The sequence below is a fragment of the Synechococcus sp. BIOS-E4-1 genome (assembly GCF_014279995.1).
In the GTDB taxonomy this organism is placed as follows: Bacteria; Cyanobacteriota; Cyanobacteriia; order PCC-6307; family Cyanobiaceae; genus Synechococcus_C.
The window spans coordinates 1,702,820-1,722,341 of record NZ_CP047935.1; the positions used below are offsets into that span (position 1 = coordinate 1,702,820).

The 19,522-nt window shown below is 51.7% G+C and carries 19 protein-coding genes; 11 read left to right on the forward strand and 8 right to left on the reverse strand.

The window, feature by feature from the left end; all coding sequences use genetic code 11:
• Positions 1-32 precede the first annotated feature (32 nt).
• The 3 genes from ilvA (at position 33) to SynBIOSE41_RS09120 (ending at position 2,486) form a co-directional block, all read left to right on the forward strand.
• Positions 33-1,556 carry a threonine ammonia-lyase, biosynthetic gene (gene ilvA, locus SynBIOSE41_RS09110; RefSeq protein WP_186537576.1) on the forward strand — a complete coding sequence of 508 codons (1,524 nt, stop codon included), beginning with the start codon at positions 33-35 and terminating at the stop codon, positions 1,554-1,556.
• 111 nt (positions 1,557-1,667) lie between these two features.
• Positions 1,668-2,159, forward strand: a complete 492-nt coding sequence (scpB, locus tag SynBIOSE41_RS09115; protein ID WP_255475691.1) for an SMC-Scp complex subunit ScpB — start codon at positions 1,668-1,670, stop codon at positions 2,157-2,159.
• Between the two features lie 24 nt (positions 2,160-2,183).
• Complete coding sequence (locus SynBIOSE41_RS09120; protein ID WP_170953574.1) at positions 2,184-2,486, forward strand: YggT family protein; 303 nt, start codon at positions 2,184-2,186, stop codon at positions 2,484-2,486.
• Positions 2,487-2,504: 18 nt separating this feature from the next.
• Here the strand turns inward: SynBIOSE41_RS09120 and SynBIOSE41_RS09125 are convergent, their stop codons facing one another.
• On the reverse strand, positions 2,505-2,834 hold the full coding sequence (locus tag SynBIOSE41_RS09125; RefSeq protein WP_186537577.1) for a nucleoside triphosphate pyrophosphohydrolase family protein: 330 nt from the start codon (positions 2,832-2,834) through the stop codon (positions 2,505-2,507).
• Between the two features lie 60 nt (positions 2,835-2,894).
• On the opposite strand from SynBIOSE41_RS09125, the gene pyk reads away from it, so the two are divergent.
• From pyk to ftsH, 3 genes are all read left to right on the forward strand, one after another.
• Positions 2,895-4,679: a pyruvate kinase gene (gene pyk, locus SynBIOSE41_RS09130; protein ID WP_066907614.1), complete on the forward strand. Its 1,785-nt coding sequence runs from the start codon at positions 2,895-2,897 to the stop codon at positions 4,677-4,679.
• Between the two features lie 16 nt (positions 4,680-4,695).
• A complete protein-coding gene (locus SynBIOSE41_RS09135; RefSeq protein ID WP_066907617.1) occupies positions 4,696-5,925 on the forward strand; it encodes an ABC transporter permease in 1,230 nt (409 codons plus the stop codon).
• A gap of 62 nt (positions 5,926-5,987) precedes the next feature.
• The gene (gene ftsH / locus SynBIOSE41_RS09140; RefSeq protein WP_186537578.1) at positions 5,988-7,901 is read left to right on the forward strand and encodes an ATP-dependent zinc metalloprotease FtsH; all 1,914 of its coding nucleotides are present in this window, start codon (positions 5,988-5,990) and stop codon (positions 7,899-7,901) included.
• Between the two features lie 138 nt (positions 7,902-8,039).
• Here ftsH and clpP read toward each other — a convergent pair whose 3' ends face one another.
• The gene (gene clpP / locus SynBIOSE41_RS09145; RefSeq protein WP_066907623.1) at positions 8,040-8,630 is read right to left on the reverse strand and encodes an ATP-dependent Clp endopeptidase proteolytic subunit ClpP; all 591 of its coding nucleotides are present in this window, start codon (positions 8,628-8,630) and stop codon (positions 8,040-8,042) included.
• An 81-nt stretch (positions 8,631-8,711) separates the two neighbouring features.
• Here clpP and psb29 point away from each other — a divergent pair, with 81 nt between their 5' ends.
• On the forward strand, positions 8,712-9,392 hold the full coding sequence (psb29, locus tag SynBIOSE41_RS09150) for a photosystem II biogenesis protein Psp29 (RefSeq protein ID WP_066907627.1): 681 nt from the start codon (positions 8,712-8,714) through the stop codon (positions 9,390-9,392).
• Here the strand turns inward: psb29 and SynBIOSE41_RS09155 are convergent.
• Both SynBIOSE41_RS09155 and petN read right to left on the reverse strand, forming a co-directional pair.
• A complete protein-coding gene (locus SynBIOSE41_RS09155; protein WP_186537579.1) occupies positions 9,389-10,900 on the reverse strand; it encodes a hypothetical protein in 1,512 nt (503 codons plus the stop codon). The genes psb29 and SynBIOSE41_RS09155 overlap by 4 nt on opposite strands.
• Positions 10,901-11,004: 104 nt before the next feature.
• Positions 11,005-11,106, reverse strand: a complete 102-nt coding sequence (petN, locus tag SynBIOSE41_RS09160) for a cytochrome b6-f complex subunit PetN (RefSeq protein ID WP_066907630.1) — start codon at positions 11,104-11,106, stop codon at positions 11,005-11,007.
• 72 nt (positions 11,107-11,178) lie between these two features.
• Between petN and clpS the strand changes: the two genes are divergently transcribed.
• Together clpS and SynBIOSE41_RS09170 are read left to right on the forward strand one after the other, a co-directional pair.
• On the forward strand, positions 11,179-11,475 hold the full coding sequence (clpS, locus tag SynBIOSE41_RS09165) for an ATP-dependent Clp protease adapter ClpS (protein WP_066907633.1): 297 nt from the start codon (positions 11,179-11,181) through the stop codon (positions 11,473-11,475).
• 37 nt (positions 11,476-11,512) lie between these two features.
• Positions 11,513-12,901, forward strand: coding sequence for a BCD family MFS transporter (locus SynBIOSE41_RS09170; RefSeq protein WP_186537580.1), 1,389 nt, complete (start codon positions 11,513-11,515; stop codon positions 12,899-12,901).
• Between the two features lie 25 nt (positions 12,902-12,926).
• Here the strand turns inward: SynBIOSE41_RS09170 and SynBIOSE41_RS09175 are convergent, their stop codons facing one another.
• A complete protein-coding gene (locus SynBIOSE41_RS09175; protein WP_067325572.1) occupies positions 12,927-13,151 on the reverse strand; it encodes a hypothetical protein in 225 nt (74 codons plus the stop codon).
• Between the two features lie 79 nt (positions 13,152-13,230).
• Here SynBIOSE41_RS09175 and SynBIOSE41_RS09180 point away from each other — a divergent pair, with 79 nt between their 5' ends.
• Positions 13,231-13,506, forward strand: coding sequence for a DUF2103 domain-containing protein (locus SynBIOSE41_RS09180; RefSeq protein WP_067325460.1), 276 nt, complete (start codon positions 13,231-13,233; stop codon positions 13,504-13,506).
• A 565-nt stretch (positions 13,507-14,071) separates the two neighbouring features.
• Here the strand turns inward: SynBIOSE41_RS09180 and SynBIOSE41_RS09185 are convergent.
• Both SynBIOSE41_RS09185 and SynBIOSE41_RS09190 read right to left on the reverse strand, forming a co-directional pair.
• Positions 14,072-14,497 (reverse strand): hypothetical protein, encoded by a 426-nt coding sequence (locus SynBIOSE41_RS09185; RefSeq protein ID WP_222930523.1) that lies wholly within the window; start codon positions 14,495-14,497, stop codon positions 14,072-14,074.
• 497 nt (positions 14,498-14,994) lie between these two features.
• Positions 14,995-15,174 (reverse strand): hypothetical protein, encoded by a 180-nt coding sequence (locus tag SynBIOSE41_RS09190; RefSeq protein WP_186537582.1) that lies wholly within the window; start codon positions 15,172-15,174, stop codon positions 14,995-14,997.
• Between the two features lie 672 nt (positions 15,175-15,846).
• Between SynBIOSE41_RS09190 and SynBIOSE41_RS09195 the strand changes: the two genes are divergently transcribed.
• Entirely contained in the window at positions 15,847-16,089 is a 243-nt protein-coding gene (locus tag SynBIOSE41_RS09195) for a hypothetical protein (RefSeq protein WP_186537583.1), read from the forward strand.
• Positions 16,090-16,519: 430 nt separating this feature from the next.
• On the opposite strand, the gene SynBIOSE41_RS09200 is transcribed toward SynBIOSE41_RS09195, so the two are convergent.
• Positions 16,520-16,858 carry a hypothetical protein gene (locus tag SynBIOSE41_RS09200; protein WP_186537584.1) on the reverse strand — a complete coding sequence of 113 codons (339 nt, stop codon included), beginning with the start codon at positions 16,856-16,858 and terminating at the stop codon, positions 16,520-16,522.
• Between the last annotated feature and the right edge of the window lie 2,664 nt (positions 16,859-19,522).

Sequence of the window (19,522 nt, forward strand, 5' to 3'; positions counted from 1 at the left end):
CCGTGAAAGCCTCAGGTTGTCAGACTGATCCGATGGATGATTACCTGCAGAGGATCTTGCGCGCGAGGGTTTACGACGTTGCCCGTGAAAGCCCGCTCGAGTCAGCGACCAATCTCAGCCGTCGTCTGAACAATCATGTTTGGCTCAAACGTGAGGATCTGCAACCCGTCTTTTCCTTCAAGCTGCGCGGTGCCTACAACCGCATGGCTCAACTGTCCGACGACGAACGCTCACGCGGTGTGATCGCCTCAAGCGCAGGCAACCATGCCCAGGGTGTTGCACTGAGCGCGGCCCATCTGCAGTGCAGAGCCGTGATCGTGATGCCGATCACCACTCCCAGCGTGAAGGTGGAGGCGGTTCGCCAACTCGGCGGCGAGGTGATCCTTCACGGAGAGACCTACGACGAGGCCTACGCGGAGGCACGAAGACGCAGCGAACTGGATGGTCTCTGTTTCATTCATCCTTTTGACGATCCCGAGGTGATTGCTGGTCAGGGAACCGTTGGGATGGAGATCCTGCGCCAAAGCCAACAACCTCCAGACGCGATTTATGTGGCCATTGGTGGTGGCGGGCTGATCGGAGGGGTGGCTGCTTACGTCAAGAGCCTCTGGCCTGATGTTGAAGTGATTGGCGTCGAACCGCATGACGCCGCAGCAATGACTCTTTCTCTGGAGGCCGGAGAAAGAATTCGGCTTCCACAGGTGGGGTTGTTCGCAGATGGAGTTGCTGTTCGAGAGGTGGGTGAACACACCTTTCGACTGGCTCAGAAGTACGTGGATTCCATCGTCACAGTGAGCACCGATGAGATCTGCGCATCAATAAAAGATGTTTTTGAAGACACCCGATCCATTCTGGAACCGGCTGGGGCTCTGGCTGTTGCGGGCCTGAAGGCCGATGTCTCAAGACGGCAACTTCAAAACAAGCAGCTAGTGGCAATTGCTTGCGGCGCCAATATGAATTTCAACCGTCTGCGCTTTGTTGCGGAACGGGCGGAGCTCGGTGAGGAGCGCGAGGCCATGCTCGCCGTGGAGATACCGGAACAGCCCGGCAGCTTGCGCAAACTCTCCGAGCTCCTGCAAAAGCGCAGCCTCACCGAATTCAGTTATCGGATGGGCGCCGGTGATCAGGCCCACATCTTCATGGGTGTGCAGGTCAGGGATGTCCAGGACCGACGAGATCTACTGGCCTCACTGAGCAGCAATGGGTACGAATGCCTGGATCTCAGTGACGACGAACTGGCCAAGGTCCATCTGCGTCACATGGTGGGGGGGCGTTTGCCCCAGAAATCAGACGAGCCAAGTGAGGAGCTGTTGTACCGATTTGAGTTTCCCGAACGACCCGGCGCGCTGATGCGGTTTGTGAATGCGCTTCACTCAAACTGGAGCATCAGCATCTTTCACTATCGAAACCACGGTGCCGATGTGGGTCGGATCGTTGTTGGTGTGCTTGTCAGTCCAGACGATCTCGAGTCATGGCAGGCCGTCCTGAGAGACCTGGGCTATCCGAGCTGGGAAGAGACCTCAAACCCCGCTTACCGGATTTTTCTGGGTCCCTGATGGCGCTCACTGGGATGAGCGTTACCTTGGCTTGTCGGATCAAAGGATGCTGACTTGAACCAGGGAAGCGACCAACCAGGCAGTCAAAGCCCTCAGGACGTTGGGTCCCTGGTGTCACTCCCCGCTCGTCTCGAGGCGATCTTGTACCTCAAAGGTCGGCCTGTGTCTTTGCAGGAGCTGGCCTCCCTCGTCGGTCTGTCCGAATCGGAGACCGAGCAAGGAATGCTGATCCTGATCGCTGGCTACGCCCAGCGCGACACCTCTCTGGAGATCAACCAGAGCAACGGTCGTTACAGCCTGCAGTTGCGTCCTGGTCTGGGTGAACTTGTGCGCGATCTGCTGCCTGTGAATCTCTCAACAGCCACGCTTCGGACTCTGGCCACAGTGGCGCTGAAAAAAAGGATTCTCCAGTCTGATCTGGTTGATCTCAGAGGGTCGGGTGCCTACGACCACATCAAGGAACTGGTGAACCAGAACTTCATCGAACGCAAGCGTCAGAGCGAGGGGCGCTCATACTGGATCACACTCTCCGAGAAGTTTCACAGAACGTTTTCGGTCCTTCCTGACCTGGGAGGTGGCTCCGAACCACCCCAGGCTGCATAGAGTTCTATTAATTCCGCGTTTTCCATGGCCATCGAGCTTGTGTCAACAGTCCTACAGGTGCTCGCCCAGACACTCCAGATTTATTCGTTGGTCTTGATCGTGCGAGTACTACTGAGCTGGTTCCCCAATCTCGACTGGGGTAATCCAGTGCTCAGCACTGTGAGTTCGATAACCGATCCCTATTTGAATGCCTTTCGTGGTTTGATCCCGCCTTTGGGTGGCCTGGATCTTTCGGCGATTCTGGCCTTCATTGCCCTGAGCCTGATGCAGCAGTTGCTGATGTCTGCAAGTTTCGCCTTCGCCGGCGGTTTCGGCATGTACGGCTGACCACAGATCAATGGATGTTCAACGGTGATCACCTTCCCCCTGGAGGGTGCCTCGCTGGGACCGGCTTTTGAGTTTGCTGAGATTGGCTGATGCCACTTGCTCAAGGCTGAGACCGAGTTCTGTGGCCAGTTGCGCCACGTACCAGAGCACATCTCCCAGCTCCAGAGCCACGTCCTCGGTGAAACGCTCATCCACAACGCCTCCACGATCACGGATCAGTTTCTTGACTTTGTCGGCGACCTCACCTGCTTCGCCTGTCAGACCCAAGGTTGGATAGATCAGATTGTTGCCGGCATCGGGATAGCGAGCCGTGTTGCGTGATTCAAGTTGGTAGTCGTTGAAGAGCAAGGAAGGTCAGCGGAGGGTTGAGGGCATGACGGTAGATTCCGCTGGTTTCCGACGGCAAGGATGGCCGAGCTCGATCTGACCCGAAGAACCAAGATCGTTGCCACGATCGGCCCAGCCACCGAGAGTCCCGAACGCATTCGGGAACTGGTTCAAGCAGGCGCGACAACATTTCGACTCAACTTCTCGCACGGAGACCACTCCGAGCACGCCACCCGGATCGCCACCATCCGCCAGGTGGCCCATGAGCTCGGTGTTCACATCGGAATCCTGCAGGATCTTCAGGGACCGAAGATTCGACTGGGTCGCTTCGAGGAAGGGCCGATCACTCTGGGAAAGGGCGATCACTTCGCACTCACCTCTAAACAGGTTCGTTGCAATCAGACCGTTGCCACGGTCACCTACGACAGGCTTGCGGAGGAGGTCACAGCAGGGAGTCGCATCCTTCTCGACGACGGCAGGGTCGAGATGAAAGTGGACCGCGTGGATGAGGTTGACCAGACCCTTCACTGTGTTGTGAGCGTTGGCGGCGTGCTGTCCAACAACAAGGGAGTCAATTTCCCTGATGTTCAGCTGTCGGTGAGAGCACTCACCACCAAGGACCGACAGGATCTGGCATTCGGCCTGCAGCAGGGAGTGGACTGGGTCGCGTTGAGTTTCGTCCGTAATCCCTCGGACATGCAGGAAATTCGCGAGCTGATCAGGAAGCACGGCTTCTCGACCCCGGTGGTCGCCAAGATCGAAAAATTTGAAGCGATTGATCAGATCGACGCCATCCTCCCTCTGTGTGACGGCGTGATGGTGGCCCGTGGTGATCTCGGCGTTGAAATGCCTGCTGAAGAGGTTCCTCTGCTGCAGAAGGATCTGATCCACAAGGCCAACAGCCTCGGAATACCGATCATCACAGCTACCCAGATGCTGGATTCGATGGCCTCAAGTCCCCGTCCAACACGAGCTGAGGTCAGCGATGTGGCAAACGCCATTCTTGATGGCACCGATGCAGTGATGCTCTCCAATGAGACTGCAGTGGGAGATTTTCCCGTCGAAGCCGTGGAGACGATGGCCACGATCGCCCGGCGCATTGAACGGGACTACCCGCAACGCCCGATCGACACGCATCTTCCCAGCACCATTCCCAATGCCATCAGTGGCGCGGTCAGCAGCATTGCCCGTCAGCTCAATGCTGCTGCAATTCTGCCGCTCACGAAAAGCGGTTCCACCGCACACAACGTCAGTAAATTTCGACCGTCCACCCCGATCCTCGCCGTCACATCAGAGGTTTCAGTTGCCAGAAAACTACAGCTTGTCTGGGGTGTGACCCCACTGCTGATCGAAACCCAGCAGAGCACCACAGCAACCTTCACTCTCGCTATGGGAGTAGCGCAGGAACTGGGCGTACTCAAGGACGGTGACCTTTGTGTTCAGACAGCTGGCACCCTTGCTGGCGTCAGCGGCTCCACTGATCTGATCAAGGTGGGCATCGTGAGCGCTGTGCTTGGCCGTGGAACAGGCTTCGGCAGCGGTTCAATCAGCGGAAAGGTGCGCATCGCAACATGCGCAAGTGACTGCGCCAAGCTCGAACCAGGTGAGGTTCTCGTGGCAAACGACACCGATGCTGACTATCTCGACGCAATCAGAGACGCTGCAGCGGTGATCACGGAAACACCCGCTGAGAGCTCCCATGCAGCGGTGATTGCCCAGCGTCTCGGCATCCCTGTGATAGCAGGCGTCGCCAATGCCACGCGTGATCTTTTGGAGGGCGAGGTGGTGACCCTCCTGGTCAAGGAAGGAGCCGTTCATCGAGGAACGGGCAGCAACATGGCCGTGAAACTCGACACGATGCTCTGAGCCTGAGCATTCATCCATGGCCAGCAATCTGCCCATCGCCGAAACAGTCGGCATGGCCCTCAACACCCTGAAGGCCAACAGGTTGCGCAGCCTGTTGACCATGCTCGGCATTGTGATCGGCAATGCATCTGTGATCACGCTGGTTGGGGTCGGACGTGGTGCCCAGAATCTTGCCGAAAGTCAGTTGAGCAACCTGGGAGCCAATGTGCTGTTCGTCGTGCCAGGCAGTAATGACACAAGGCGCCAGGGGGTGGCTTTTCCGCGCACTCTCGTACTGGAGGACGCTGAGGCGATTGCTCAACAGGTCCCCAGCGTCAAGCGGGTGGCTCCTCAGATCAACGCCAACGAGGTGGTGCAGTCAGGGGCGAGAAGCAGCACCGCAGCCATCTTTGGGGTGACACCGGAGTTTCTTCCTGTCAGAAGTTTTGAAGTGGGCCGGGGACGTTTCATCAGCGAACAGGACGTCCAGGCCGCACGAACCGTCGTGGTGATTGGTCCTGATCTGCGCGACAAACTGTTTCCAGGCGGCGGAGCCATTGGTAGTTCCCTGCGCATCCGTGACCAGAGCTTCAGTGTGATCGGTGTGATGGCCCCTAAAGGAGCGGTCTTCGGGTCCAATCAAGACGAAAACGCCTACATCCCTCTGAGCACCATGGTCAGCCGCCTAACAGGGCGCGACCCGACCTATGGAGTCAGCCTCAGTTTCATCAGTGCAGAAGCCAGAGATGAGAACAGCACAAGTGCAGCGAAATTCCAGATCTCCAATCTTCTGCGTCAACGCCATCGCATCCTTCGTGATGACGACTTCGCTGTTCGCTCCCAGCAGGACGCCCTGACCATCGTTGGCACCATCACCGGTGGGCTGACCTTGATGCTGGGTGCCATTGGAGGTGTTTCCCTGCTCGTCGGCGGTATCGGCATCATGAACATCATGCTGGTGTCCGTGAGTGAGCGAACCGAGGAAATCGGACTCCGCAAAGCACTGGGCGCACGCAGTTCAGATGTGCTGCGTCAGTTTCTGGTCGAATCTCTGGTTCTCTCCAGCCTTGGAGGGGTCATTGGAACGGCAGCGGGCTATGGAGCCATCGCGGCGGTGGCCCTGCTCACACCACTCCCAGCAGCCATCGGGGTGCCAACAGTGCTTCTGACAGTTGGTCTTTCAGGTTCAATCGGACTGTTCTTCGGCGTTGTTCCTGCAAGGCGTGCTGCACGACTGGATCCGATTACGGCTTTGCGCAGTCTTTAGGTAGAACAACTGCACAGTTTGTAACCCAAAGCTCTTACGATCATCGAATCTTCATCAATGCCATGAATCAGCGCTGGCGGCAGATCCTTCTCTGGGGACTTCCCATCACTGTTGCTCTGCTGTTGGCATTGCAATTCTTCGGCAGCGGAGCCCTGAGCAACCTGAAGCCAGGTGGTCCCACAGTTGCTCCACGCAACACGGCTGTAGCGAGGATGAGTTACGGCCGCTTCCTTGACTATGTCGAAGCCGGCCGAGTGACATCCGTTGACATCTACGACGGCGGCCGTGATGCGGTGGTTGAAGCGGTTGATCCCGACCTCGACAATCGAGTCCAACGCCTGAGGGTTGACCTGCCTGGATTGGCACCTGAACTGATCAACACTCTTAAGACTGAAGGCATCAGCTTTGATGTCCATCCGCCCAAGACGGCGCCCCCTGCCCTTGGCATCCTCGGAAACTTGCTGTTCCCTCTGCTGCTGATTGGTTCTCTGATTTTTCTGGCACGTCGTGGCAACAACATGCCAGGCGGTCCTGGTCAGGCCATGCAGTTCGGCAAGACCAAGGCCCGCTTTGCGATGGAGGCTGAAACAGGTGTGATGTTCGATGACGTCGCTGGAGTGAACGAAGCCAAGCAAGATCTCGAAGAGGTTGTGACGTTTCTCAAGCAGCCTGAAAAATTCACCTCTGTCGGAGCTCAGATTCCCAAGGGTGTTCTGCTTGTTGGGCCTCCGGGTACCGGCAAGACTCTTCTTGCCAAGGCCATTGCTGGAGAAGCTGGAGTTCCCTTCTTTTCACTGTCGGGTTCCGAATTCGTTGAGATGTTTGTTGGTGTTGGTGCCAGCAGAGTCAGGGACCTGTTCAAACGCGCCAAGGAAAACAGCCCCTGCCTGATCTTCATCGACGAGATTGATGCTGTTGGTCGTCAGCGCGGAGCTGGTATCGGTGGTGGCAACGATGAACGTGAGCAAACGTTGAATCAACTGCTCACTGAGATGGATGGCTTCGAAGGCAACAGTGGAATCATCATCATTGCGGCGACCAACCGCCCGGATGTACTCGATTCAGCCTTGATGCGCCCTGGTCGTTTCGACCGCCAGGTGACCGTCGACGCCCCAGATATTAAGGGTCGTTTGTCCATCCTCAAAGTTCACTCACGCAATAAAAAGCTCGCCTCCGATCTTTCTCTTGAAAGTATCGCCCGCAGAACACCTGGCTTCACGGGTGCAGATCTGGCCAATCTTCTCAATGAAGCGGCGATTCTCACAGCCCGTCGCCGTAAAGAAACCATCAGCCTGGCTGAAATTGACGATGCTGTTGACCGCATCATCGCGGGATTGGAGGGTCATCCTCTGACCGATGGACGCAGTAAACGCTTGATCGCCTACCACGAGGTGGGTCATGCTCTGGTCGGCAGCCTGGTGAAGGATCACGATCCTGTCCAGAAAGTCACTCTGATTCCGCGAGGACAAGCACAGGGTCTGACCTGGTTCTCGCCCGATGAAGAACAGATGCTCGTCTCCCGCTCGCAGCTGAAAGCAAGGATCATGGGGGCCCTTGGTGGACGTGCAGCTGAGGACGTGGTTTTTGGATACGCGGAAGTCACCACCGGAGCTGGGGGAGACATCCAGATGGTTGCTTCAATCGCTCGGCAGATGGTGACACGCTACGGAATGAGCGGTCTTGGCCAGATGTCAACCGAAGGTGGAAGCCAGGAGGTGTTTATCGGCAGAGATCTGATGACGCGCAGTGACACCTCTGAAGGCACTTCCAAGCAAATCGATGAGCAGGTTCGCGGCATCGTGATGCAGTGCTACGAAGAGACCTTGAGCCTTGTCCAGGGCCAACGAGAAGCTATGGACCGTCTTGTAGAACTATTGATTGAAAAAGAGACAATGGACGGTGATGAATTCCGCAAAGTTCTTTCCAATTACACCACAATTCCTGAAAAAGATCGATTCTCCCCAGTATTAAACTAATCTAGATCATTGATCTTCTCATGATCCAGGTTCAATATTGAACCTGGAATTTTTTATTGATCTGATCCAATGGTTCAAAAGGCAATGTAAGACATTAAAAAACCTCCCACTGGGAGGTTTTTTATGAACCAACAATGGTCAGACTGAATGGACAGGACGTTTATCAATGACGCTATCAATCAATCCATAATCCTTGGCTTCAGACGGAGACATGAAGAAATCGCGATCAGTGTCAGCCTGGATTTTGTCTAAAGGCTGACTGGTTCTATCAGCAAGTTCCCTGTTCAGACGATCCTTCAGAAAAAGAATTTCGTCAGCTTGAATACGAATATCACTGGCCTGTCCCCTTGCACCGCCAAGAGGTTGGTGGATCATGATGCGCGAGTGTTGAAGACTGCTACGCTTCCCTTTGGTGCCCGCACACAGAAGAAACGCACCCATGCTGGCTGCCAGGCCCACGCAGACGGTGTGTACATCGGGCTTAATGTGCTGCATGGTGTCGAAGATGCCGAGACCGTCGTAGACCGATCCCCCCGGTGAATTGATGTAGAGGTAGATGTCCTTTTCTGGATCCTCTGCTTCAAGAAACAGCAGCTGAGCAACAATCCTGTTGGCTGACTCACTGGTGACAGCTTCACCAAGAAAGATGATGCGCTCGCGCAGCAAGCGCGAATAAATATCAAACGCCCTTTCCCCGCGTCCGGATTCCTCAATGACGATGGGGATCATGGTGGACCTGCTGACTGGCTGAATCTTAACGGCGGCAACAGCAGCGCTATGGTCTTGCCTTAAAGACAGCCTTAGAAAAGCTTGACTGGGTCCCAGACGATCGCTGACAGCAAGAAAGCCTTTCACACAGCTTTCCCTTACGTCATTCCTTCGCTGTATCGACGCACAGCAGATGAACTGCTGGTGGAACTGCACCTGCTGAGTCATCAAACTCATTTCAGGATCAATGCGTTATTCGCAGTGGGGCTGTGTCAGGTCTTCCATGCCTTCACGAAGGGGTATCGCCCGGAGCAACAACTTGACCCGTTGTTCTCCGCTCTCTGCAGTTGCAATGGCTTTGACGGTGATGAAATCAAGGCTCTTGCGCAAGGGAGCACCAAGGCCGTTCAGGGCCACACTGTTGACGACGTCCAGACCTGGTTGAAGTCGAAGGGGAAAGGCGCTCCAGAGCCACTGGCAACAGGCCTTTCAGCCGTGACAGAGGATGATTTCCACTATTCCCGTCTCGTGGCCGTTGGATTGTTCAGCCTGCTCTCCGAAGCTCAGGGCAATGAGAGTGATGATCCCGAAGAGCTGAGCAAAACGGTGCATGCCATCGGTGAACAGATCGGATTGTCTCGTCCTCGTCTCGAGAAGGATCTGAGTCTCTATCGCAGCAACCTCGAAAAAATGGTTCAGGCCGTTGAACTCATGGAGGAAACCCTCGCGGCCGAACGACGCAAACGCGAGCGACAGAAAGCTGAAAAAGCTTCCAAGGATTAGGAGTCAGGAGTCAGCTTCAGGCTGCCGCTGACTCTCCACCATGACTGTCTGGCTGACTGGCTGGCTGCTGCCGGATTGAGAGGCTTGATCTCAATGTTCAGGGTCGATGCGCTCTGAACGGGCTTTGGCCAGAGCCCTCCAAGCAAACCGAGTTGCTTCAGACGCCTCGGGTCCCCTGTGATCCTGAGCGAGTAGGAGCGCTTGTTCACGAGAGGCGCAAAGAACGACTGATCAGCAGGTTTGATGCCCAATCCGATGCTCAGAACGGACGCCTTCTGATCCTTGACGATCACCCAGCCACCAACAGTGGTCTGATCGGGATCATCACGCCGCAGCCAGAGGCTGGGAGCCTCTGGCTCGGGTGACGCCTGATCCTCCTGCAGCTTCTGGTACCCCCTGGAATCGAGGCGATCCGATACCGCTTCCAGTATTGATGTCCATTGCTCACGACTCCCGGTCAATGGCAGTTGAATCTGCAAGCCAGCTTTGTAGGCACCGCTGGGGCGGCTCTGCAGCCGCATGGAAAACGGGAGATCTGCGATCTTGCCTCGCATGGCACCGTTGATTCCGTAATGCTCCTCGAGTGGAGCCTGAATAATCTGACGAGACAGCAGTGTTCCCAGAATCAGATCCACACGCTGTCCATCAACCTGAAGCAACGTGAGATCGCTGGATGTTGCGTTGGTGGGTGTTGAGTTGGTGGATTTCAGATCAGTGGCTGTCTGATTCGAACTGGCTTCGAAAGGGCCCGGGGCCAACACGGAGATCCGTTGGGTCAGGGAACTCAAGGGTCGAGGCCCGATGACGCCATCCCAGAGAAGTTGACCGGCCTGAAGCCGAAGCTGAACACAACCCTCTCGACCCTGCTGAAGCAAGGGCGCAAGCGTTCCGCTGAGTGTTGCAAGCGCATCGGCATTCCAGATGACCCCCGGTCTCTCCGACAAGGACTGAAGACACGCTCCAAGCAGACTGTCGGATTGCAGGGTGGTTGTTGAGACCTGATTGGTTTTCAGCCGTTGAAGCAGCTGCTGGAGGTGCAGCGCATCGGAAGCCAGAACCTCCATTGATCCCACACGCTGACGTTGCAACCCTTGAATCTCAACAGGAAAGCTTGAGGACGACAGAATCAGATAGGCATCACCGTCCAGTGACCATCCCTGCCACCAGATCGAACGGCCATAGCGCTTCCAAAGATCGGAGGCGGGCTGAACACCCAAACGATCTGTCCAGAGCGACGGAACAGCCCGGTTCGGATCGCCGCGGAAACTCTGGACAAGAATCAGCGATCCGGATAATTGAGCCAGAGACGAAGCTGGACTGTCATCAGCCCAGAGCAGCCGACGATTCGTTGATCGCAATCCGATCAAACCGGATGCCACGAGCAGCGAAATACCGACAATCGTGGCTGTCGAACGCACCAGCTGGTTGCGCAAACGCTGCCAGCTCAGACTCACAAATACAGTTTGGAACACACTGTCACCGCCGCCGCCGCCGATCCCTCCACTCAATCGTGGACAGATAAATCACAGCACCACTTACAAACACCAGCAGTGCTACAGCTGTAACAGCGAGTGCCTGATTGACCAGAGGAGACTGGAGCGTCTCATACACGTCAGAAATTAATGGAGCCGTCACCATTGCGACCCCACACCACCATGGCGATCGAAAAGCTGAATACAGCTGCGAGAGAAGCCCAGCCCAGGGTGAAAAGCATTGTGGATCTCTTGATTGACGGCAGTGTAACTAAGCTTCCCTGCGGATTCATCCCGTCTGTTCACGAGACATCATGACTTCGTCATCACCCGGTGCGGCAACGGTTCTTGAACGCCAGGGGACAACTCAGCGCTATCCGCAAGCCCGTGTGATCGTGCTGGACGATGACGTGAACACGTTTGAGCATGTGGTGGAGTGCCTCTGCAAGATCATTCCGGGCATGAATTCAGATCGTGCATGGACTCTGGCCCGGCGCATCGACGGAGAAGGACGTGCCGAGGTCTGGTGTGGTCCGCTGGAACAGGCTGAGCTCTACCACCAGCAACTGGCTTCGGAAGGATTGACGATGGCTCCTATCGAGCGCTGCTGAGACCCCACCTAAGGTCAGCGAATCGCTTCTGCAGCCCGTGGGATCAGCACGGTTCATCGTCCTTGCATTGCGTCTTGGCCTGTATCAGGCCTGTCTCGGTGCTCTCTCAGTTCTCACCCTTGGCATCTTCAACAGACTGCTGATCGATGAATTTGAAGTCCCAGCCGCGCTTACCGCACTGGCTCTCGGCAGCCAGCAACTGGTTGCCTTCTCCAGAATCTGGTTTGGACAGCAATCGGATCGCTGCCGCTGGAATCAACTGCGGCGGACACCCTTCATTGTTGGCGGCGCAGCGGCGTTCTGCACATTGACGTGGATTGCAGGGCGCAGCGTTCTCTGGCTGGCGGAAGCATCCCAAACAGGCAGTCAGGCTGATGTGATCTGGAGAGGTCTGATCCTCGCGCTGGTGTTTGTGTTCTACGGACTGGCCATTGCAGCCAGTTCCACACCATTTGCAGCACTGCTGGTTGATGTGAGCACGGACAAACAGCGACCTGCCCTGGTCTCCATTGTGTGGTCGATGCTGATGGTTGGAATCGTCGCTGGAGCGATTCTGCTCAGTTCATTTCTTGGCTCCTCTTGCGATACAGCTGAGCTGGGCAATCTGATCTCAGGAGTGGAAAGGCTGATCACGGTGGCCCCCCTTGTGATCTTCACGCTTGTCGTGGCATCGATCGCAGGGGTGGAACCACGTCTGAAACCAGGCAATTCCAACAATCAGTCACGACTCGCAACCAATCAGGAAATTTCTCTCAAAGGCGCATGGACGGTGCTGAAGCAATCGCCTCAGGTGGGGTATTTCTTTGGTGTTCTGTCTCTGTTCACCTTCGCGTTATTTCTTCAGGAGGCAGTCCTGGAGCCCTATGGAGGCGCGGTGTTCGCCATGGACCTCTGCACGAGCACGCGGCTGAATGCCGTGTGGGGAATTGGAACATTGCTGGGTATTGCGGCAACAGGGTTTGTGATCACACCACGCCTTGGCGCCCAACGGACAGCTTTGACAGGTGGCGTGCTCTCAGCCCTTTTCGTGCTGATGATGGTTTTCGCAGGATCTCTGGCTTCAACATCGCTGTTCCGAACGGCACTGTTTCTTTTTGGCGTTGGAGCAGGAATCAGCACCAATGCAAGCCTGACACTGATGCTTGGCTTGACATCGCCGCTGATGGCAGGGACGTTCATCGGGGTCTGGGGATTGGCGCAGGCCTACGCACGAGGGCTCGCCACGATCAGCGGCGGAGCCTTGCTGAGCGTCTTCGGCGAAATCACAGGATCTCAGAACACCTTTGGGGCCTACGCCGGGGTGTTTGTCGTCCAGGCCTTCGCTCTACTGGCAGCAGGCCTGCTGCTTCTGCGCGTGGACACAAAGCTGTTTCAATCGAAGGTCGAGAAGGCTCTCAGCTCAGTGCTGGCATGTGAGCTTGACTGAACGACATGGCTGTTCCGGAGGTTGATCAAGCAGCAGGCCTGCTGCTGCGAGCCAAGCGAAGCATTTCCGTTGTCTTGATGCGTCGATTACGGGCTGCCAAGACGTATCGGAGGACCTTGCCAGGACAAAATGCCAGGCCACGGACTTCATCACCGTGAACCTCCGCCGTCAGAACCCTGGCCTGGGGGCCGCAACGATCCTGCAAAGGGCCAGTCACCTCACGAAGCAGCCTGTCGACAGATCGGAGCATGGCAGGCAGAACTCTCTCTTCTCTGTAGCCAAATCCATTAGCTTCGACCAGCTCACGTTTCAGCAGGCAGCAATTCTCTGTGGGGCGCCTGGTCATCACGCACAGCACCTATGTGGAGGGGTTGATCCCCTGGCTGAAGGTGCTTGCCAGGGATCCTGAGATCCAGACGATCACTCCAGGCGTGATCTCCAGGGTTCGTGGCCACAGCTCAGGCCTTCAATTGCGTGTTTCGATACCGGTAACAGGCGGCTTCAAGATGCTTGCACGCAAAGGCACCAGTGCTCAGGAAGTGTTTGTGGTCACCCAGCTCGCCAAGGACGAACTACTGCGGCGAATCAAGACCTGCAGCCCCTAAGCAAAAAACATACAACAGAAGAACAGACCTGAAAGAGCTGACTCTGATCAATTTGTCTATTCAGCTGGGTATTCCGATCGAAGCGTAAATGCAAAGAATCAATGTCATTGCAAGAACATAAATAATTCCCTCATACCTTGCCCAGCGCAATTTCCACTCATAGGGAAGACCCAAAAGCCAGGACAATAATGTTACAAAAATAAACCCATATTCATTGAGTGTTGGCACCTGTCGGTGCAACGCTTTTTCTATAGCGGTTGAAATCAAGAAATAAAGTGCAATGTAGTCAAGTACGGATCCAACATTGTACAATAAGGCTTTTTTATTGACGGAAAAGTGTCGATTTTTTTTGAAAAAAATACTCATCACTGCAATGCCTATAACTTCATTACACGTTTCAGCTTAGAAGCACGAAAGACGTGGTCATGACGTCAGGGAACAAAGCCGTCAAACACAGCAAGCGTTCACATGGAACAAGACACCAAGAGCTCGAGCAAAACCAGGGAAGAGAACATCCAGCAATCACTTCTGAACTCAAGGATGTGACGCAAGAGACTCGAGAAGTTCAATAACGGAAATGCTTGACAACGATCCACTCACCTTTTTTCCCTAATTCATCCTGGTAAGTCCCATTTTTAATAGCGTTATTCTCGTAACCAAGAAACTGGGATGTTGCCTGTTCTTCCTGACAGGAACGAGGGCTAACAGCAACAGTTTCAGTAATCATCTTAGACGCATAGGCTAATTTTTGCTTTTCCCATTCCATGATTTCATGATCCCAGAAAGCAGCATCAGGCCTTGGCTTCTCTTGCTCAAATTTTGTTCTTTTTTCAAAACCAAGCAATTCACGTTGGTAATCAACCTTATCTTCCTGACTTTCCCATGCGCTGCAGGCACTCTCCGCCTCAGACCTGGATGGGTAACCCATCGAACATGCAGGAACAGAAACGAGCACAACAAATGCTGCCATGACTAAGAGATAACGTTCCACAAGTGCATAACAGATGTTTTGCAAGCATAGCGACAATCAACCAGCTCATAAGCTGTCGGAAATCGTCGTCTGGATGAAATAAGGCAGATTACATAGAAGGACGTAGCAAAGGTGATAGTAAGCAAACCTGCAGCCATTCACCAGTCTCGATCATAAGCAACAAAGATTGAGACCTGAATCCCTTGATTCACAAAGCCAAAAAACTCCAATATCAACAAAAGCGCAGGAATCAACGTTCAATAATGATCGAGTTAAAGCAATGGCTTGCAAATCTTCTTTTCATTCGTGGTTAAAGCCAAACTTCATCAATTGCTCAAGGCAATGTCACCTGGAAGCCAGAATTACTTATAGCAATGTACACATTCTGATGGCATACGTAACAATGTTTGAAATGTCACCCATACAGGCAATTCAATAACAGTCAAACCACTGCGGCCAGTCGGCTCAAAATCTCTGAAGTGTCGGAAACAGACCGAATCATGGATAACAAGCGAAACTCAGAAAACTGGGTGCAACTCTTCTTCCACAGCGCTTGCATTTTGATGCAGACCTTGGTGATGAAGCCTGCGAGCCTGAAGGATCAGAGGGTCAATGTCGCATTCCATTGACCAGCAGCGCTCAAGACAACGGCGCCAAACCGGTTCTGGACCGAAGGTAAAGCGGATGATTGCGGCCATGGCGTCAGGGGCCCGAAACCCAGCAAAAGACAAAAGCGACTCCTTAAGGTTGGCTTAAGACAACAGATTTTTGCAACAAGAGGTTGGTCGCTGACGCACAGGGCTGAGTCAGCAACGAATCAGGCCCAGCTGTCATCGACACCTGCACGGGACCATCAACAACCAAAACCAGTGTTGGCCTGATTTCTGAAGGCGGTGAATCATCAAACTGCACCCTCGTGGCTTCAGAGCGATAACACATCATCAAGAGGAAGGCTTGCCCCTTGATCTGAATCAAGGGCTATAGATCACTGAGCCATGATCAGACGCTGGCTTAGTATCGAACAGATCATTGTCAATTCATTAAGATCAACAAAAATCAATGCATTGCCATAGTCTGTACCGAAAAGCGGGTCTCCAGTGAATGTGCAGAAACAAGTTGAAGCCTTACTGGTAGATCACCGTTCCGTATTCATTGAATGCGCTAAACGCCTGACGGAGAGGCAAACATGGTCGCCGATTGATTGCCCAGTAGTTGTTATTGATGCTCGCAATTTACCAGGCACAGCCCAAGTCTGCACAGTGGGAACTCTCAGCACGTTAGTACCAGCTTCAGCAGCAATCGATATACCAGAGATCAAAGAATGGGTTCAGCTGGTACGTAAGAACGGACACGAGGACGCTTTTTCTGAGATGCTGAGTCGTCGAGGAGAAGACGCTGGGTGTCGCTTCGCCGAGGGATATGGCCTCCTACAGACCGAGCGACGCGAGGGGGTGGAATGTTTGTGGTCTACCAATGACCTGAGTCACTTTGTTGTGAAAACACGTGAAGCGTTTCCGAAAGCGATCGGGTGCGTGGCTCTGATTTCTGGAGAAGATGAAGTCTGTCGCGGTGTTGTCACCTTCGAGTCAGAAGTACAGAAACTACTCAACTAACTGGCACTCATTGAAAGTGAAGAACGGGCGATCGTCGCAAGAGTAGATTTAATCAAATCAAAAAGAAAAAGGACTAGACAATCCCAAGCAAGCAAAATAAACAACAGCATAACTGTCTAAGATGGGCACTGAACGAATACAAAGATCGAAGAGTTCGCAAGCTCACACGGTGAAACCAAATAAACCAGTAAGGGACATAGAGCTTTACATCCTTAAAACAGACAACGACCAACAACAACACTCACCATTCAGACGATGCTTCCCAAACTTGAAAGGTGCAGCTGCGCAGAGCCGGACAGAAGGCATTGTAGATTCTGCAGTCATAACATAATCAATTAGATTATGTAGGACAAACCATAGACAAACGAATCTATGGCCTCTCAAAGTAATAAAGCAAATCCCGAACGAGGAAGAACTGCTTTGAGACCATTCATTGACAGGCAAAATCAAAGAGTTTTTGAATGAGGATTGAAGAGGGCCTACCCGATTCAGTGGATATCCATACACCGTCAACAATCTTTTGCTTCTTTCCGGTCTCATCAACCATAACAAGTTCTTTACAATTAACCTGATAATCGCTGTCGGCTGCAAAAATATGATGACCACTAGCGATCAACCTAGTTTCTATATATAAAAAGTTGTCAGATCTTTTACCATGTCTTACTTGATAGTATGCAGTCTCAGTTACGTGATCATATGTCGTCCACTCGCCGGCACGAGCCGAGAGAACAGGTGACAATAAAATCATGAAAGCCAATAAGCTTTTCATCACTCCTCCTCACAAACGCAAATGGCAGCACAAGCCTGGAGCTTCTTTAAAACTCCAGGATAAAGCTCAGCAAAATACTCCTCTGCATCTAACTGTTTTAGATAACCCTTGAAGTGGTGGTAACTGATCCCTTGCAGGTACTTCCAATACATCGAATCGATTTCTTGTGGTTTCACGTTAATCCTCAAATCTTCAGTGCTGCTTAAGAATCGCAGTGCAAAACCAAAATGACATCCCCCATTGGGACTAATTCTGTGAGTGTTGTCTAGCTCATTTAGGGGAATAAAAGACAAAAAACAGAAAGTTCAGCTCAGAGTCCTGCTCAAAGCTTGTTAAGGCACTGATGTATCAACTGCTTTGCACATGCCAGTTGCCTTGACTGAATGCGATAGGTCATCAATACGGAATAGAGCATCCATAACAATTCAGCCAAGTGTATCTATCGACACGAAGGCTCTTCAGAACGAAGTAACTCCATGCTCTGCCACTTCCTTTTTAACAAGAACTTCAGCATTAATAATCTTCGGTTCTTCCCATTCCCAACCTCATGCTGGCAAGATTCGTATGTAAGCCATATCAGGTTTACCATATTAAAAGGGATTCTTCATTTCCCTTTACAAGATCTGATATGACATGAAATCGTTGATCAAAAGATCACTTTACCCACGTACAAAAAATAAATATATTCACCACCAAAATCTTTAATCACTGAATACGCTACGCAACGAGAATCAAAGAATATGTGATATACAACCAGTGGACAACTGAACATTAGCGACAGCGAGCACAAAATTTGACAATCAACAATTACTTCTGAATGATCAATACTGTGCAAGCTGAGCTGCTACAAAACCAATGAGCAGGAAAGATAACCACTAAAACTCAAAGAATACAAAATAGCTTGGATTCGTTGTAGCAAACAACGATAGAACTCAGAGCAACAAATGAAGAGAGTTGACTAAAGTAGCGACAAAGAGAATTGCCTATCAAATTAGACCTGCGATATCATCTATGACATTGCGATAGTATAAAACAATCGATGACAAATATAAGTTAGCAAGAGTAAGTGAAGCACATCCTATTGAAACAAACAATATAGGTACATACTGCCCCTAAAGTCTACTAAAAGGAATGTCAAGTCAAAAATGAACTTAATGCTGTCTACATCTAGATCTAATTCAAGAAGCATTGATGATACACAATCACATTACACATTAACATCTCACTTTCCGTATAAGGGATATCGTTATAGAGATTGCAAACTTGATTATGACATGGTTTGGTGTACCAGCGCATATGTCTCTGTACATACTGCTTGGGACTTTGCTGTTAATCGGCAGTTATTTTCTAGTAACTTTTATTTTTGCGACCTTAAGCATCACCAATTCACTCATTCAACTTATCATCTGCATATTAATTGTAACCGTAGCGGTTAGGTTCTTCATTTTTATAACTAAAAAGACTTGGAAGCAAAGTGACTGGGATAGATAAGTTAAATTTAACCGTTCATTCTTCAACTAGCTGCAAGCATCAAAAAAGTATATGCAAGTGGAAATAATAATCAATAGCACAATTTCAAGAACGGGGCTCCAAATGAAGTAAAGATGTCAAAGCTATACCCGGAAAGGAAAAGTTCTTGGCAAAAAAGGGAAGTGTCAGCATCAAACGAAATCGAAGGGAACACAATCTGGTGAGACTAGATAAGGGCAATCACCTAAGACAAAGTTATGAATTTTATGTTAAGTGGATCAAACAACTCAGTGAAGATTGGCCTGAACGCCAGCATGAGTTCGAGCGCACAGTACTAATTCCTTAGAACTATACGACCACCTTCTAATAATGCTGGCAACAGAAACTAATGCAACTGGGAACTAGTTAAAGAGTCCACTGATGACAAACCAAGTCTTGAAAAACCTATCAGGTATTTGAATAGATGGACTGACTCACTTCAGATCGGAATCAATCATTGAAATTGTGACTTGGATACTGCACCACCGGCAGCCAAAAACCAAGTACATTACTTTTACGAGTCAACATTTTACCCACTAATGATGACGTAAACTTAATTTAATACAACCGCCAGAAACACAATCAATAACATCAAAGCCGAAAAACTCAATGCACGAATTAACCCACCATTAGTATGCCAATGAACATTAACAGAATATCAGTGGCTGTACTTAAAAAGATTTGACATGTCAGACACTACTGTCTATGTGGTTACCTTGCTCTGCCTTTGTCAATTACCTTGTACTCCAGTGATTACAAGGTAATTGGCCACCATTTCCATGACACTATTCACAAAGTAATTCAGCAGTCCTAATCCTGTTGTCACAATCAGCCAACACGTCTGTAGATCAACAGCTTGAGTTCAATTAGTAAAACATTTTCCCTCGCAAACACAAATAGCAGTTCATGCCCTGAGCTATATATTGAGAATCGGATAGATGACTCGAAGGAAGTGCTCAGTATCTGGACCCTACAGAAACTGACTCTGATCCCTGTAGGAGTTATGAGCCAAAACTCTCTAATAAAGCTATTCTGCTAGCTGTAATTTCAAGGCGACTCCAGTAACTCCATGATCCTGGGCGTTCTAGACCGAAATCAAAACACCAATAAGCACCAAAAAAGTGCAGTCTCAATGGCCTGAATGGGGGATTACGA

Excerpts from the sequence above, each read along its gene's own strand:
- ilvA (WP_186537576.1), top strand. The coding sequence starts at position 33 with ATGGATGATTACCTGCAGAGGATCTTGCGCGCGAGGGTTTACGACGTT.
- SynBIOSE41_RS09120 (WP_170953574.1), top strand. The coding sequence starts at position 2,184 with ATGGCCATCGAGCTTGTGTCAACAGTCCTACAGGTGCTCGCCCAGACA.
- pyk (WP_066907614.1), top strand. The coding sequence starts at position 2,895 with ATGGCCGAGCTCGATCTGACCCGAAGAACCAAGATCGTTGCCACGATC.
- SynBIOSE41_RS09135 (WP_066907617.1), top strand. The coding sequence starts at position 4,696 with ATGGCCAGCAATCTGCCCATCGCCGAAACAGTCGGCATGGCCCTCAAC.
- ftsH (WP_186537578.1), top strand. The coding sequence starts at position 5,988 with ATGAATCAGCGCTGGCGGCAGATCCTTCTCTGGGGACTTCCCATCACT.
- clpP (WP_066907623.1), bottom strand. The coding sequence starts at position 8,630 with ATGATCCCCATCGTCATTGAGGAATCCGGACGCGGGGAAAGGGCGTTT.
- petN (WP_066907630.1), bottom strand. The coding sequence starts at position 11,106 with ATGCTTTTCACCCTGGGCTGGGCTTCTCTCGCAGCTGTATTCAGCTTT.
- clpS (WP_066907633.1), top strand. The coding sequence starts at position 11,179 with ATGACTTCGTCATCACCCGGTGCGGCAACGGTTCTTGAACGCCAGGGG.
- SynBIOSE41_RS09175 (WP_067325572.1), bottom strand. The coding sequence starts at position 13,151 with ATGCTCCGATCTGTCGACAGGCTGCTTCGTGAGGTGACTGGCCCTTTG.
- SynBIOSE41_RS09190 (WP_186537582.1), bottom strand. The coding sequence starts at position 15,174 with ATGGCCGCAATCATCCGCTTTACCTTCGGTCCAGAACCGGTTTGGCGC.
- SynBIOSE41_RS09195 (WP_186537583.1), top strand. The coding sequence starts at position 15,847 with ATGCTGAGTCGTCGAGGAGAAGACGCTGGGTGTCGCTTCGCCGAGGGA.
- SynBIOSE41_RS09200 (WP_186537584.1), bottom strand. The coding sequence starts at position 16,858 with ATGAAAAGCTTATTGGCTTTCATGATTTTATTGTCACCTGTTCTCTCG.